Source organism: Streptomyces hygroscopicus (assembly GCF_026168105.1).
GTDB lineage: Bacteria > Actinomycetota > Actinomycetes > Streptomycetales > Streptomycetaceae > Streptomyces > Streptomyces hygroscopicus_D.
In genome coordinates this window covers 25,774-39,494 of the sequence record NZ_LBMW01000059.1, presented here as the reverse complement: position 1 = coordinate 39,494, position 13,721 = coordinate 25,774, and the positions used below count along the sequence as shown (strand labels likewise).

At 70.2% G+C, this 13,721-nt stretch carries 14 protein-coding genes and 1 pseudogene; 9 read left to right on the top strand and 6 right to left on the bottom strand.

Annotated elements, in window-relative coordinates; genetic code table 11:
• Positions 1-144: pseudogene (locus AAW14_RS34645) on the bottom strand (5,10-methylene tetrahydromethanopterin reductase); the annotation flags it as partial.
• A gap of 150 nt (positions 145-294) precedes the next feature.
• Between AAW14_RS34645 and AAW14_RS34640 the strand changes: the two are divergent.
• Positions 295-1,215, top strand: coding sequence for a helix-turn-helix domain-containing protein (locus AAW14_RS34640; protein WP_265568415.1), 921 nt, complete (start codon positions 295-297; stop codon positions 1,213-1,215).
• Here AAW14_RS34640 and AAW14_RS34635 read toward each other — a convergent pair.
• Both AAW14_RS34635 and AAW14_RS34630 read right to left on the bottom strand, forming a co-directional pair.
• Positions 1,212-1,691, bottom strand: coding sequence for a MarR family winged helix-turn-helix transcriptional regulator (locus tag AAW14_RS34635; RefSeq protein ID WP_265568414.1), 480 nt, complete (start codon positions 1,689-1,691; stop codon positions 1,212-1,214). The genes AAW14_RS34640 and AAW14_RS34635 overlap by 4 nt on opposite strands.
• Positions 1,692-1,756: 65 nt before the next feature.
• Positions 1,757-2,248 carry a hypothetical protein gene (locus AAW14_RS34630; protein ID WP_265568413.1) on the bottom strand — a complete coding sequence of 164 codons (492 nt, stop codon included), beginning with the start codon at positions 2,246-2,248 and terminating at the stop codon, positions 1,757-1,759.
• A 148-nt stretch (positions 2,249-2,396) separates the two neighbouring features.
• On the opposite strand from AAW14_RS34630, the gene AAW14_RS34625 reads away from it, so the two are divergent.
• The 4 genes from AAW14_RS34625 (at position 2,397) to AAW14_RS34610 (ending at position 4,648) form a co-directional block, all read left to right on the top strand.
• Positions 2,397-2,732, top strand: a complete 336-nt coding sequence (locus tag AAW14_RS34625; RefSeq protein WP_265568412.1) for a YnfA family protein — start codon at positions 2,397-2,399, stop codon at positions 2,730-2,732.
• A 176-nt stretch (positions 2,733-2,908) separates the two neighbouring features.
• The gene (locus AAW14_RS34620; protein WP_265568411.1) at positions 2,909-3,685 is read left to right on the top strand and encodes an SDR family NAD(P)-dependent oxidoreductase; all 777 of its coding nucleotides are present in this window, start codon (positions 2,909-2,911) and stop codon (positions 3,683-3,685) included.
• Positions 3,685-3,852 (top strand): hypothetical protein, encoded by a 168-nt coding sequence (locus AAW14_RS34615; protein WP_265568410.1) that lies wholly within the window; start codon positions 3,685-3,687, stop codon positions 3,850-3,852. Before AAW14_RS34620 ends, AAW14_RS34615 begins: the two co-directional genes overlap by 1 nt.
• A gap of 43 nt (positions 3,853-3,895) precedes the next feature.
• Complete coding sequence (locus AAW14_RS34610) at positions 3,896-4,648, top strand: tyrosine-protein phosphatase (RefSeq protein WP_265568409.1); 753 nt, start codon at positions 3,896-3,898, stop codon at positions 4,646-4,648.
• Positions 4,649-4,684: 36 nt separating this feature from the next.
• Here the strand turns inward: AAW14_RS34610 and AAW14_RS34605 are convergent, their stop codons facing one another.
• Positions 4,685-5,878 (bottom strand): RtcB family protein, encoded by a 1,194-nt coding sequence (locus AAW14_RS34605; protein WP_265568408.1) that lies wholly within the window; start codon positions 5,876-5,878, stop codon positions 4,685-4,687.
• Between the two features lie 193 nt (positions 5,879-6,071).
• Here AAW14_RS34605 and AAW14_RS34600 point away from each other — a divergent pair, with 193 nt between their 5' ends.
• The 3 genes from AAW14_RS34600 (at position 6,072) to AAW14_RS34590 (ending at position 9,406) form a co-directional block, all read left to right on the top strand.
• Positions 6,072-6,926, top strand: a complete 855-nt coding sequence (locus AAW14_RS34600; RefSeq protein ID WP_265568407.1) for a DUF3558 domain-containing protein — start codon at positions 6,072-6,074, stop codon at positions 6,924-6,926.
• Between the two features lie 125 nt (positions 6,927-7,051).
• Positions 7,052-7,969, top strand: coding sequence for a DUF3558 family protein (locus AAW14_RS34595; RefSeq protein WP_265568406.1), 918 nt, complete (start codon positions 7,052-7,054; stop codon positions 7,967-7,969).
• A 177-nt stretch (positions 7,970-8,146) separates the two neighbouring features.
• Positions 8,147-9,406 (top strand): DUF2637 domain-containing protein, encoded by a 1,260-nt coding sequence (locus AAW14_RS34590; protein ID WP_265568417.1) that lies wholly within the window; start codon positions 8,147-8,149, stop codon positions 9,404-9,406.
• Between the two features lie 68 nt (positions 9,407-9,474).
• Here AAW14_RS34590 and lysS read toward each other — a convergent pair whose 3' ends face one another.
• Positions 9,475-11,244 carry a lysine--tRNA ligase gene (gene lysS / locus AAW14_RS34585; RefSeq protein ID WP_265568405.1) on the bottom strand — a complete coding sequence of 590 codons (1,770 nt, stop codon included), beginning with the start codon at positions 11,242-11,244 and terminating at the stop codon, positions 9,475-9,477.
• Between the two features lie 235 nt (positions 11,245-11,479).
• On the opposite strand from lysS, the gene argS reads away from it, so the two are divergent.
• Positions 11,480-13,243, top strand: coding sequence for an arginine--tRNA ligase (gene argS, locus AAW14_RS34580; protein ID WP_265568404.1), 1,764 nt, complete (start codon positions 11,480-11,482; stop codon positions 13,241-13,243).
• On the opposite strand, the gene AAW14_RS34575 is transcribed toward argS, so the two are convergent.
• Positions 13,244-13,648 carry an ATP-binding protein gene (locus AAW14_RS34575; protein WP_265568403.1) on the bottom strand — a complete coding sequence of 135 codons (405 nt, stop codon included), beginning with the start codon at positions 13,646-13,648 and terminating at the stop codon, positions 13,244-13,246.
• Positions 13,649-13,721: the final 73 nt, after the last annotated feature.

The window sequence follows — 13,721 nt, the reverse complement described above, 5'->3', positions numbered from 1 at the left end:
GCCGGTCGCGAAGACGTCCAGCCCGGCCTCCTCGGCCTTCAACGCGACGGCGACCATGGCCTTGATCCGCTCGTGCTCCGTCGGCGTCCGGCCCGTGGTCGGGTCCGGGGTCACATCACCGACGCTGAAGATCCCGAACTGCATGCTGGCTCACACCCTCCGATTTGTTTACGATTCAACTACACCGCCAAACGATCCCGCCTCCCCCACTATTCCGACCCCCGCCCCACCGCTCCGGCCCCGCCCCCTCGCCGTCCCGCCCGCCCTGTCAGTGCCCGCCCCTACGATCCGGACATGGCCGCCCCACGCAGTGACACACGAGGCATCGTCGACGCCGCGGAGCTCTTCTCACGCGTCACCTTCCGCCGCCACCTGCCGGCCGAGCCGCTGCGCCCGTACCTGGAGCACTACTGGCTGATCGACTGGGACCTCCCGGCGCCGTACGCGTCCCATGTCGTCCCGCACCCCTCGGTGAACGTGGTCTTCCAGCACTACGGCGACCGGGCGCCCTTCGGCGAGGTCGCGGGCATCGGCCTGGAGCTGTTCACCCAGAAGCTGGAGGGCAGGGGCCGGGTGTGCGGGATCCAGTTCCGCCCGGGCGGCTTCAGCCCCTTCGCCCCCGGCCGCCCGGCGACGGACTGGACGGGCCGCCGCGTCCCATTGCCCGAGGTGTTCCCGGGAACGGAACCCGCCGCGGTCCTCGGCCCCGAGGACGAAGGTGACCGCGTGGCCGCACTGGACGCCTTCCTGCTGGGCCTCGGCCCCCGCCCGGACCCGGGGGCCGGCCTGGCGATAGCCTTGGTCGAGCGGATCCGCACGGACCGCACCATCCGCCGCGTCGCCGACTTCGCCCGTGCGGAGGGCATGTCGGTACGCGTGATGCAGCGCCTGTTCGCCGCGTACGTCGGCGTCGGCCCGAAGTGGGTCATCCTCCGCCACCGGATCCACGAGGCGCTGGAGCACGCGGAGACCGGGCGAGCCGTCGACTGGGCGCGCCTCGCCGCGGACCTCGGCTACGCCGACCAGGCCCATCTGGTCCGGGACTTCACGGCGACGGTGGGGGTGCCCCCGACGGCGTACGCCCGGACGCACGCGCACACCCACGCACAGACCGGCGCGCGGACGCAGTCCCGGCCCCGTGCTCAGACGCAGCCTCCGGACCTCGCGGCCCCTCAGGCACCACCTGGACCTCGCGGCCCCTCAGGCACCGCCTAGACCTCGCCGTCGCGCAACCGGGCGATCTGGTGGGCGCTGAAGTCGACCGTACGGCGCATATGGCCGACGAGGAGGCCGATTTCGCTCTCGTCCAGCTCGTCGAAGAGCGCATACCAGCCGGCACCCAGCGTGTCCCAGATGCGGCCGAACTCGGCGAACCGCTCCGGCACGGTGGTCACGAGCACCCGCCGGCGGTCGGCGGCGTCCCGTTCCCGTACGACGTAGCCCGCCTTCTCCAGCCGGTCCACCAGCCGTGTCGCGGACCCGGTGGTCAGCCCCGTCAGCTCGGCGATGCGCCCGGTCGTCACGGGCCCGTCCTCCAGGCCGAGCAGGTTCAGGCACTGCACATCGGTCGGGTGCAGCTTCAGCCGGTCGGCGACGGCCTGGTTGAACAGCGCGTACGCGGCCATGTAGCGCCGGGACACGGTGGACAGTTCGTCGAGCAGCCGCTCGCGCGTCGTTCCGTTGCCGGACATGACCATCCTTCCACCCGTCTGCGCCGCACAGCGATCGTACGACGCAGAAGCCGCCGTACGGGCCTTCAGAAGGAGTACTGGTCCCCGGTGTCCAGCGCGAGTACCTGCTGGCGGTCGTTGCCGGGGGTGCGGTCCACGGAGCCGCCCTCCCACAGCGTGTCGATCTCCAGCGTCACCTCGGTCGACGTCCCCTCCAGACCCACCCGCAGACGGATCTCCCTGCCCACGCCGCCCGCCGCGAGCGGACCCGTGTCGCACAGCACCGTGCTCACGTCGTAGCGAGCGCATCCCTCCGGCAGCCGCTGCACGGCCGCCAGCGGCTGGGACCAGTGCAGCCGTACGGTCGCGTCGGTGACATCGGACGGCCCCTGGTTCTGCGGGGCCAGCCGTACGTCGACCTGACCGCCCGCCATGGCGACGTACCCGTGATAGGCGAGGCCGGCAGCCGCGGCCACGGCAGGCACGGCCGCACCGACCACCGCCGCACCCGCCATCGCGGCACCCACCGCCGCCGCGCCCAGCCCGCCGGCAACCCGCATCCGCATCCTGATCCGCATTCGTCGATTCCTCCGCGTCGGCCGGAACATCACCGCATGTATCCCACCTCAGCGCGGTGGCAGGCGCCGCCGGGCAGGTGAGGCGCCCGCGCGCACCGGAGGCGAGGCGCCCGCCCGGCGCACCGGAGCGGCATGCGAAGGTGTCCGCATGCCGATCGTCCGCTCCGCCGCCCTCTTCGTGATCGCCGCGCTCTTCGAGATCGGCGGCGCCTGGCTGGTGTGGCAGGGCGTGCGCGAGCATCGCGGCTGGATGTGGATCGGCGCGGGCGTCATGGCCCTCGGCGTCTACGGCTTCGTCGCCACTCTCCAGCCCGACGCCCACTTCGGCCGGGTCCTCGCCGCGTACGGCGGTGTCTTCGTGGCCGGTTCACTGGCCTGGGGCATGGTGGCGGACGGCTACCGCCCGGACCGCTGGGACGTCGTGGGCGCGCTGATCTGCCTGGTCGGCATGGCCGTGATCATGTGGGCGCCGCGGGGTCACTGACCACCCCCGGGCGCTCCCGCCCCTGCCCGCCCGCGCCGCCTATCCTGGGCGGAAGTGTCTCGTACGACGTGATGTACGACGTGATGCACGATGTGATGAACGACGTGAACGAGCCGTGCCGACGAGCCCGTGAGCGAGCCTCGCGGGACGAGCCCGCCCTCCGAAGGAGCCGCCCCATGACCGCCGCCGCACCCACCGCCGCCTCCCGCATCGCCGTCGTCACCGGCGCGAGCAGCGGCATCGGCGCCGCGACGGCCCGGCAGCTCGCCGCCGCGGGGTACCGCGTCGTCCTCACCGCCCGCCGCAAGGACCGCATCGAGGCCCTCGCGGAGGAGCTCACCGCAGCCGGCCACTCGGCGACGGCCTACGCGCTGGATGTCACGGACCGCGCGGCGGTCGACGAGTTCGCGACGGCCTTCAGGACGATCGGCGTCCTGGTGAACAACGCGGGCGGCGCGCTCGGCGCGGACCCGGTCGCGACCGGCGACCCCGACGACTGGCGCCGGATGTACGAGACGAACGTCCTCGGCACCCTGAACGTCACCCAGGCCCTGCTCCCCGCGCTCACGGCGAGCGGCGACGGCACGGTGGTGGTCGTCTCCTCCACCGCCGCACACGCCACGTACGAGGGCGGTGCCGGCTATGTCGCCGCCAAGCACGCCGAGCACGTCCTTGCCGAGACCCTCCGCCTGGAGATCGTCGGCACCCCGGTCCGCGTGATCGAGGTCGCCCCCGGCCTGGTGAAGACGGAGGAGTTCGCGCTGACCCGTTTCGGCGGCGACGCGGAGAAGGCCGCGAAGGTGTACCAGGGCGTCGCCGAGCCGCTGACGGCCGACGACGTGGCCGACACGATCTCCTGGGCGGTCACCCGCCCCAGCCACGTCAACATCGACCTTCTGGTGGTGCGCCCCCGGGCCCAGGCCTCGAACATCAAGATCCACCGGGAGCAGTGATGGCGGAACCGACGTCCCCGGACGAGCCCGGGGCCGCGGCGGAACAGGACCGCCTGTCGCTGGAGAAGAAACGCGAACGCTTCGTCTGGTACTACCTCGCGTACTTCCTCTTCGGCATCCACATCGTGGCGTTCGTGATGATCTACGCGGTGAGGCACGCGAAGTAAATCCGGAGGCGCTCGGCCGGGCGGCCCCCTAGGGTCACCGACCGTGGACAGACACATACCTTTCGAGCGCCTGCACAACTTCCGTGACCTGGGCGGCCGTTCGACGGCGGACGGGCGGCGGGTCCGGCCGGGCCGCCTGTTCCGCGCCGACTCGCTGGGCAATCTGACTCAGGGCACGGACGACTGGGACCGCTTCCTGTCCCTCGGCATCCGCACGGTGGTGGACCTCCGCTACCCGTGGGAGATCGAGGGCCGGGGCCGCGTCCCCGAGCACTCGTCCTTCATCTACCACAACCTGAGCATCGAGCACCGCCCCTACGACCAGGCGGCCCTCGGCCCCGAGGTCGAGCCGGGCCCGTACCTGGCGGCTCGTTACATGGAGGTCGCGGAGGACGGCACGAAGGAGATCGGTGCGGCACTGGAGCTCGTCTCGGGCACGAAGGAGCCGCTGGTCTTCCACTGTGCCTCGGGCAAGGACCGCACGGGCCTGCTGGCGGCGCTGGTCCTCTCCCTCCTCGACGTCCCGGAACCCGTGATCATCGAGGACTTCGCCCTCACCCAGCGGGCCACCCCGCGCCTGCTCGCCGACTGGCAGAGGCGCAACGCGGGCCGGACCCCGGCCTGGCCGGCCTGGGGCCACGCCCCCGCCGAGGTCATGAGCCGCTTCCTGGCGGACCTGACCGCACGGCACGGCTCGGTCGAGGAGTACGTCACGAACGCCGTGGGCCTGGACGCCGGGCGCCTGAAGGAAAGGCTTCGCTCGAACCTGCTGGAGCGCAGCGGCCGTTCGGCATGAGGAAGGCCCCCGGTGTCCCACCGGGGGCCTGGGGCGTCAGCCCTTCACACAGACGACCTGCTTCAGCTTGGCCACGACCTCCACGAGGTCGCTCTGCTGCTCGATCACCTGCTCGATGGGCTTGTACGCGCCGGGGATCTCGTCCACGACACCGGAGTCCTTGCGGCACTCCACGCCCCGCGTCTGCTCCTCCAGGTCCTTCGCCGTGAAGCGCCGCTTCGCGGCGTTGCGGCTCATGCGCCGACCCGCGCCGTGCGACGCCGAGTTGAACGACTTCTCGTTCCCGAGACCCTTCACGATGTACGAGCCCGTGCCCATCGAGCCCGGGATGATCCCGTAGTCGCCGGAGCCCGCACGGATCGCGCCCTTGCGGGTCACGAGCAGGTCCATGCCCTCGTACCGCTCCTCCGCGACATAGTTGTGGTGGCAGGAGATCTCCGGCTCGAAGGTCGGCTTCGCCTTCTTGAACTCCTTGCGGATCACGTCCTTCAGGAGCGCCATCATCAGCGTGCGGTTGTACTTGGCGTACTCCTGCGCCCAGTAAAGGTCGTTGCGGTACGCCGCCATCTGCGGAGTGTCCGCGACGAAGACGGCGAGGTCGCGGTCCACCAGGCCCTGGTTGTGCGGGAGCTTCTGGGCCACGCCGATGTGGTGTTCGGCCAGTTCCTTGCCGATGTTGCGGGAGCCGGAGTGCAACATCAGCCAGACCGTGCCGGTCGTGTCCGTGCACACCTCCACGAAGTGATTTCCGGAACCGAGCGTTCCCATCTGCTTGGTCGCGCGTTCCGCGCGGAACCGAACGGACTGCGCGACCCCGTCGAACCGCCCCCAGAACTCGTCCCACCCGGAGGTGGCCAGCCCGTGGAAGCGTCCGGGGTCCACGGGATGGTCGTGCATCCCGCGTCCCACCGGAATCGCCTGCTCGATCCTCGAGCGCAGCCGCGACAGATCCCCCGGCAGATCGTTCGCCGTGAGCGACGTCTTCACCGCCGACATCCCGCAGCCGATGTCCACACCGACCGCCGCCGGGCACACCGCGTCGCGCATGGCGATGACCGAGCCGACGGTCGCCCCCTTGCCATAGTGCACGTCGGGCATGACCGCGAGGCCCTTGATCCAGGGCAGCGTCGCCACGTTCCGCAGCTGCTGCATCGCGGCGTCCTCGATCGTCGCCGGGTCCGTCCACATGCGGATCGGGGCCCGCGCCCCCGGCACCTCTACGTACGACATCTCTTCCTCATTCCCCCGAAAAACACCGAAAGTCTTGGATCGCACATACCGGCACCAAGGTCTACGTAAGGGACAACGGACCGGCGTCCACGGCAGTGCGTGCGATAGACATTGTCTCCAGGGGGCCGCCTCGCGCGGCAACCGATTAACCAGCGGGCCCAGCCCCCACGCAACCGTCGAGAGGAGCCTCGCCATGCAGCGGAAGGCGTACGTACCGGGCGCCGCCGTGCTCCTCGCGGCACTTCTGACCGCCTGTACCGGCAGCGCCGGCAGCGGCGCGGCGTCGAAGAACTCCAGGGCGGGCGACGCCCCCATGAGCGCGCCATCCGCCCAGCCCGGCAAGTACCACACCCTCGCCGACGCCTGCACCTCGGTGGGCCACGGCTCCCTCGACTCGCTCCTGCCCGGCCTCAGGCGGATCCCGGACCAGACGCAGCGCGACCAGGCGTACCAGGGCCAGGCCGAGCTGACCTACAACAACGATCGCCGCTCCGGATGCCGCTGGAAGGCCGAGTCGACCGACGCCACCGACCATCTGTTCGTCGATTTCGAGCGGGTGGTGTCGTACGACAGCGCGGTCAGCGACGACGACAGCGCCAATGCGGTCTACGCCGCGAAGGCGAAGGCCGCGGGCCTTGCCGAGCCCAGCCCGAGCTCCACTTCCAGCTCGGGCTCCAGCCCCTCGGGCAGTGGCACGCCCGCGAGCCCGGGCGCCACGCCCTCCGCTTCCCGGTCCGCCTCGGCGTCCCCCTCCCTCCCCGCCTCCGGGTCGGCCTCCGCTTCCGTCTCCGGCAGCCCCTCGGAGACCGACGGCGCGGCCGACCTGCAGCCGCGCACCCTGGACAACCTCGGCGACGAGGCGTTCGTGAACGACCAGCTGAACACGTCCCAGCAGCGCACCGTGACTGTGGTGTTCCGCACGTCCAACGTCATCGTGACCATCGAGTACGACGAGCAGCCCGCCACCGCGGGAACGACTCCGAGCAGCAAGGACATGCAGGACAGGGCCAGGAAACTGGCAGAACAGCTGGCCGGTTCCCTGGGCTGACGGGCGCCCGCGCCCGGCTCCGGCAGGGGAACCGAACCTCACACCGCATGCGTCCCCACCGCGTACCGTGGCCCCTCGGACCCGATCCGACCGCACGATCCACGAGCGTCATGAGTGAAGGAACCATGCACCGACCTGCACAGCGAGACCAGCGAGATCAGCACGATCCGAGCGATCGGGGCGAGCGGGGCGAGCGGCAGCCGGGCCTGCGGGGCTCGCGCCTTCGCCGCCTCCTCCTCTGCGCGGCCGCCGTCCCGGCGGTGCTCGTCGCCACCGGCTGCTCATCGAACTCCGGTTCAGGCTCGGACGCCGCCACCAAGCAGGAGCAGACCCCGAGCGCACGCACCTCGCAGAGCGGCTCGGCGAACACCGTGCGTCCGGCCGCGTACACGACGCTGCCCAAGCCCTGTGCCATCCTGTCCGACAAGACCCTGGGCGATCTGGTACCGAAGGGTGCGAAGTCCGGCAAGCAGGGCGCATCGGACGACCCGGCTACCCGTTCGAGCTGTTCCTGGACCAGTCTGGCGAACAACGGCGTCAAGGGCTCCCAGTTCCGCTGGCTCAACGTCTCCCTGCTGCGCTTCCAGTCCGACGCCACCCGCGGCGACGGCAACAAGCTCGCGCAGCAGTACTACACCCGGCAGGTGCAGGACGCCCGGTCCGCGCAGGGCGCGCAGAACACCAAGTCCGAGCCGGTCGCCGGGACGGGTGACGAGGCGACGGCAGTGCGCTACGACCTGAAGAAGACGGAAGGCACCTTCAAGCAGCAGACGGTCGTGGCACGCGTGGAGAACGTCGTGATCACCCTCGACTACAACGGCGCGGGCCTGGCCGGCGAGCAGACGCCGAACGCGGACGACCTGACGAAGGCCGCGGAGCAGGCCGCCAAGGAGGCGGTGTCCGCGGTGTCGGCGGCGAACGGACCCGGCAAGGCGGGCGCGTCCGGATCACCGGGTGCCTCCAAGAGCGGAGCGCCGTCGAAGCCGTCCGCAAGTCCGTCGAAGAGCGCGTCCCCGTCCGCGTCGGCGTCGAAGAAGAACTGACCCGGCTGGCGCCGAAGTCGTAGCGTCACCAGGGCGTTCGCAGGAGCCCGGCCCCGCGCGGACCGGGCTCCTGCCACTCCGGTCACCCGTCCGCCGCACGCATGTGCCACCCTGTTCCGCGCAACAACACGCAATGGGAGGGGAGTACGGGTGGCCGCGCCACTGCAGTTGACACGGATGCACCGGATTCTCATAGGCGTGGTCGTCACCGGTGCCGTCATCATCGCCGGGATCGGCTTCGCGGGGTCGTACGCCGCCGTCCGCGAGCTGGCCATCAAGAAGGGCTTCGGGAACTTCAGCTACGTCTTCCCGGTCGGCATCGACGCGGGCATCTGCGTGCTGCTCGCCCTGGACCTGCTGCTGACCTGGATTCGTATCCCCTTCCCACTGCTGCGCCAGACGGCGTGGCTGCTGACGGCGGCGACGATCGCGTTCAACGGTGCGGCCGCCTGGCCGGACCCGCTGGGCGTGGGCATGCACGCGGTGATCCCGGTGCTGTTCGTGGTCGCGGTGGAGGCGGCCCGCCACGCCATCGGCCGGATCGCGGACATCACGGCGGACAAGCACATGGAGGGGGTCCGCCTTACGCGCTGGCTGCTCTCCCCCCTGCCCACGTTCCTGCTCTGGCGCCGTATGAAGCTGTGGGAGCTGCGCTCCTACGACCAGGTCATCAAGCTGGAGCAGGAACGTCTCGTCTACCAGGCCCGTTTGCGCTCCCGCTTCGGCCGCGCCTGGCGGCGCAAGGCCCCGGTGGAGTCGCTGATGCCGCTGAGGCTGGCTCGCTACGGGGTCCCCCTGGCGGACACGGCCCCGGCGGGCCTGGCGGCGGCGGGCATAGAACCGGCCCTGATACCGCCGGCACCCCAGCCCGACGCAGCTGCGGGCCATCGTGCCGTCGGGGCGGCACGGGTGGGCACGGCGGCTCCCCTCGGCGGGCAGCGCCCCGAACTGGAGGGCAACCACAACCCCGGGCAACCGGTCACCGCGCCCGACCCCGAACAGAGCCCCTGGTTCGAAGCCCCGCAGCAGATCGCGTACCACGGCGACTACGACCCGACGTACGAGCCGGAGCCCACGTACGACCCCGAGCAGGAACACTGGGGCTGGTACGAGGACCAGCAGCAGTACCAGGAGCAGCCGCAACAGCCCCCCGCCCAGGAGCCCTCCCCCGAGGACACGGGAAGCTTCCCCGTCCCCGTGGGGCCGAACCGCACCCGCGAGCTCGGGGAGGGCGGCGGCGCGCCGGAGCCGGACGAGGAGGCCTACTACCAGGTCTTCAAGAAGTCGATCAACGGCAGCTACCCGACCCCACGTGAGTACGGCTACAACGTCGAGGCCGAGTTCGGCATCAGCCTCCCGGAGCAGGACGCCAAGCGCATGGTCAACCGCTTCACCAACCGCCACACCGCGGAACTGGAAGAGGACCACATCGCGTAAGGACCGCGCACTACGACGATGGGGGCGCCCGGCAAATACCGGGCGCCCCCATCGTCGTAGAACCGGTCCTACCCCCCGAGCAGGGCCCGCACCCGGTCCTGCCCCACCGCGAGCAGCAGCGTGGGCAGCCGCGGACCGGTGTCACGGCCCACCAGCAGGTGGTAGAGGAGCGCGAAGAACGACCGCTGAGCGGTCTTGATCTCCGGCGGCAGCTCCTTGGGCGTGGCGTCGGCGGAGAACCCGGCCTGGACCTTGGGCACGCCGTACACGAGGTGGGTCAGCCCGTCCAGCGACCAGTGCTCCTCAAGACCGTCGAGCAGCAGTCGCAGCGACTGCTGCGCCTGCTCGTCGAGGGACTTCAGCAGTTCGGCGTCCGGCTCGTCGCGGACGATCGTGCGCTGGTCGGCCGGGACATGCGTGTTGATCCAGGCCTCGGCCTTGTCGTACCGCGGCCGGGCCTCGGCGAGCGAGGCCAGCGGGTTGGCCGGGTCGAGGTCCGACAGGATGCGCAGGGCCTGGTCCTGGTGGCCGGCCGTGATGTCGGCGACGGACGCGAGCGTGCGATACGGCAGCGGGCGCGGGGTGCGCGGCAGCTCACCGGCGGCCGTGCCGACCGCCCGGGTGTACGCGGCCACGTCCGCCGGCAGCGCGGAACCGTCGGCGACCTTGCCCGCCAGCTTGTCCCACTCGTCGTAGAGCCGCTGGATCTCCTGGTCGAAGGCGATCTTGAAGGACTGGTTCGGCCTGCGGCGGGCGTAGAGCCAGCGCAGCAGCTGCGGCTCCATGATCTGGAGGGCGTCACCCGGGGTGGGCACCCCGCCCTTGCTGCTGGACATCTTGGCCATGCCGCTGATGCCCACGAACGCGTACATGGGCCCGATGGGCTGCTTGCCGCCGAAGATCCCGACGATCTGGCCGCCGACCTGGAACGACGAACCCGGGGACGAGTGGTCGACACCGCTCGGCTCGAAGATCACGCCCTCGTAGGCCCAGCGCATCGGCCAGTCGACCTTCCAGACCAGCTTGCCGCGGTTGAACTCGCTCAGCCGGACCGTCTCCGAGAATCCGCACGCGGTGCAGGCGTACGTCAGCTCGGTCGTGTCGTCGTCGTAGGCGGTGACGGTGGTGAGGTCCTTCTCGCAGTTGCCGCAGTACGGCTTGTACGGGAAGTACCCGGAAGCACCGGAGCTGCCGTCGTCCTCGGCCGCGGCACCGGAGCCCTCCTCGGCCTCCAGCTCGGCCTCGTCGACGGGCTTCTGCTGCTGCTTCTTGCCCGCCTTCGGCTTGGTCCGGTACTGGGCGAGGATCGCGTCGATCTCGTTCCGGTGCTTCATCGCGTGCAGGATCTGGTCCCGGTACACGCCGGAGTTGTACTGCTCGGTCTGGCTGATGCCGTCGAACTCGACACCCAGCTCGGTGAGCGCGGCGATCATCGCGGCCTTGAAGTGCTCGGCCCAGTTCGGGTACGCCGAGCCCTTGGGGGCCGGGACGGAGGTGAGCGGCTTGCCGATGTGCTCCGCCCAGGCCTCCTCGTCGACACCGGCGATGCCCTTGGGCACCTTGCGGTAGCGGTCGTAGTCGTCCCAGGAGATCAGGTGCCGCACCTGGTACCCACGGCGGCGGATCTCGTCGGCGACGAGGTGCGGGGTCATGACCTCGCGGAGGTTGCCCAGGTGAATGGGCCCGGACGGGGAGAGTCCGGACGCGACGACGACCACAGGAGCGGTAGCGACTGATGTCACTGTGCCCGGGGCCCGACGCTCCGACTCCTCGATGACCTCATCCGCGAAACGGGAGACCCAGTCGGTGGTCTCGGTGCTCTGAGCCACGATCGGCACGTCCTCTTTCCCTGAAGTTCTCCATGAGCAGCCGGTACGCTCCCACGGCTGACCGCTCCATTGTCCCAGGTGGGGTCACATCCACGAAAACGCCTTTTCAACGCCTCACCGCACCTGCACATGGGGACGAGCGGGCACGGGCCAGCGTTCAGTCCACGCCCGCAAAATTCGCTTTACCCCCATGGGATACTGGCCGTGGCTATCCATCCCCACGAGGAGAACGGCACCCATTCCTATGGCCTCGGTCACGTCCCTCACCGCTTCCGTCCACCAGCGCCTCGCGAACGCCCTCTCCGCCACCCTGCCGGAGAGCGCCGACGCGGACCCGCTGCTGCGACGCAGCGACCGGGCTGACTACCAGGCCAACGGGATCCTGGCGCTTGCGAAGAAGGCGAAGGCGAACCCGCGCGAGCTGGCGACCCAGGTGGTGGAAAAGGTCGTCACCGGTGACGTGATCAAGGACGTCGAGGTCTCCGGCCCCGGCTTCCTCAACATCAGGGTCACCGACAAGGCGATCACCGAGAACCTCGCCGCCCGCGCCGCCGACCCGGAGGGTCGCCTCGGCGTGCCGTACGCCGAGAACCCGGGCACCACGGTCATCGACTACGCCCAGCCGAACGTGGCGAAAGAAATGCACGTCGGCCACCTCCGCTCCGCGGTGATCGGCGACTCCGTGGTCAAGCTCCTGGAGTTCACCGGCGAGTCGGTGATCCGCAGGCACCACATCGGCGACTGGGGCACCCAGTTCGGCATGCTCATCCAGTACCTGGACGAGCATCCGCACGAGCTGGACCACAAGGCCGCCGAGGTCACCGGCGAAGAGGCGATGTCGAACCTCGACCGCCTCTACAAGGCGGCCCGCAGGCTCTTCGACTCCGACCCGGAGTTCAAGACGCGCGCCCGCCGCCGGGTGGTCGACCTCCAGGCCGGCGAGCCGCACACGCTCGCCATGTGGCAGAAGTTCGTCGACGAGTCGAAGATCTACTTCTTCTCCGTCTTCGACAAGCTGGACATGGAGGTCCGCGACCCGGACATCGTCGGCGAGTCCGGCTACAACGACATGCTCGAGGAGACATGCCGCCTCCTGGAGGAGTCCGGCGTGGCCGTCCGCTCCGAGGGCGCCCTGTGCGTGTTCTTCGACGACGTCAAGGGCCCGGACGGCAAGCCGGTCCCGCTGATCGTGCAGAAGTCGGACGGCGGATACGGCTACGCGGCCACGGACCTGTCCGCGATCCGCGACCGCGTCTTCGGCCTGAAGGCGAACTCGATCATCTACGTGGTGGACGCCCGCCAGTCTCTCCACTTCAAGATGGTCTTCGAGACCGCGCGCCGGGCCGGCTGGCTCAACGGCGACGTGAAGGCGTACCAGCTCGCCTTCGGCACGGTCCTCGGCAAGGACGGCAAGCCGTTCAAGACGCGTGAGGGCGAGACCGTACGGCTGGTGGACCTCCTGGACGAGGCGATCGAGCGCGCCTCCGCCGTCGTACGGGAGAAGGCACAGGACCTGTCCGAGGAGGAGATCGCCGAGCGCGGCGCCCAGGTGGGCATCGGCGCGGTGAAGTACGCGGACCTGTCGACGTCGGCGAACCGCGACTACAAGTTCGACCTCGACCAGATGGTGTCGCTGAACGGCGACACGTCCGTCTACCTCCAGTACGCCTACGCCCGTATCCAGTCGATTCTGCGGAAGGCAGGCGACGTCCGTCCGTCGGCGCACCCGGAGCTGGCCCTGACCGACGCCGAGCGCGGCCTGGGCCTGCACGTGGACCAGTTCGCGGAGACGGTCGCGGAGGCGGCGGGCGAGTACGCCCCGCACAAGCTGGCCGCGTACCTCTACCAGCTGGCGTCGCTGTACACGTCCTTCTACGACAAGTGCCCGGTCCTGAAGGCCGGGACGCCCGAGCAGGTCGAGAACCGCCTCTTCCTGTGCGACGTCACGGCCCGCACCCTGCACCAGGGCATGGCCCTGCTGGGCATCAGGACGCCCGAGCGTCTCTGATCACGACGGCTTGGCGAACTCGCACCACACCACCTTCCCCAGGTCCCGCTCCCGCACCCCCCACTTGTCGGAGAGCGCGGCGACGAGCAGCAGACCGCGCCCTCCCTCGTCGGCGTCCCCCGCGATGCGCGGGACGCCGGGTCCGCTGTCGTGAACCTCCAGGCGCAGCACGACCCCGTCGTACCGCAGGAACACCCGGAAGTGACGGCCGGGCGGGACGCCGTGCAGCAGCGCGTTGGTGGCCAGCTCGCTGACGCACAGCAACACGTCGTCACCGCGCTCGGTGTCGGCCAGTCCCCAGCCGGTCAGGGTCTCGTACGCGACCCGCCGGGCGGCGGGGACGGACCGGCGGTCACGGCGGAAGAACCTCTCGCGCAGGGGCGGGAGTTGGATCGTCTCGTTCACGGGACGAGTGTTGCGGAGAGTGACTACAGTGGATCACTCGGTGAACCCGTACAGATTTTTTGTACGGGTTCGT

Bases quoted from the DNA above. Each gene is read 5' to 3' on its own strand.
- AAW14_RS34640 (WP_265568415.1), top strand. From the start codon at position 295: ATGGCCGCCCCACGCAGTGACACACGAGGCATCGTCGACGCCGCGGAG.
- AAW14_RS34635 (WP_265568414.1), bottom strand. From the start codon at position 1,691: ATGTCCGGCAACGGAACGACGCGCGAGCGGCTGCTCGACGAACTGTCC.
- AAW14_RS34630 (WP_265568413.1), bottom strand. From the start codon at position 2,248: ATGCGGATCAGGATGCGGATGCGGGTTGCCGGCGGGCTGGGCGCGGCG.
- AAW14_RS34625 (WP_265568412.1), top strand. From the start codon at position 2,397: ATGCCGATCGTCCGCTCCGCCGCCCTCTTCGTGATCGCCGCGCTCTTC.
- AAW14_RS34620 (WP_265568411.1), top strand. From the start codon at position 2,909: ATGACCGCCGCCGCACCCACCGCCGCCTCCCGCATCGCCGTCGTCACC.
- AAW14_RS34615 (WP_265568410.1), top strand. From the start codon at position 3,685: ATGGCGGAACCGACGTCCCCGGACGAGCCCGGGGCCGCGGCGGAACAG.
- AAW14_RS34605 (WP_265568408.1), bottom strand. From the start codon at position 5,878: ATGTCGTACGTAGAGGTGCCGGGGGCGCGGGCCCCGATCCGCATGTGG.
- AAW14_RS34600 (WP_265568407.1), top strand. From the start codon at position 6,072: ATGCAGCGGAAGGCGTACGTACCGGGCGCCGCCGTGCTCCTCGCGGCA.
- AAW14_RS34595 (WP_265568406.1), top strand. From the start codon at position 7,052: ATGCACCGACCTGCACAGCGAGACCAGCGAGATCAGCACGATCCGAGC.
- AAW14_RS34590 (WP_265568417.1), top strand. From the start codon at position 8,147: ATGCACCGGATTCTCATAGGCGTGGTCGTCACCGGTGCCGTCATCATC.
- argS (WP_265568404.1), top strand. From the start codon at position 11,480: ATGGCCTCGGTCACGTCCCTCACCGCTTCCGTCCACCAGCGCCTCGCG.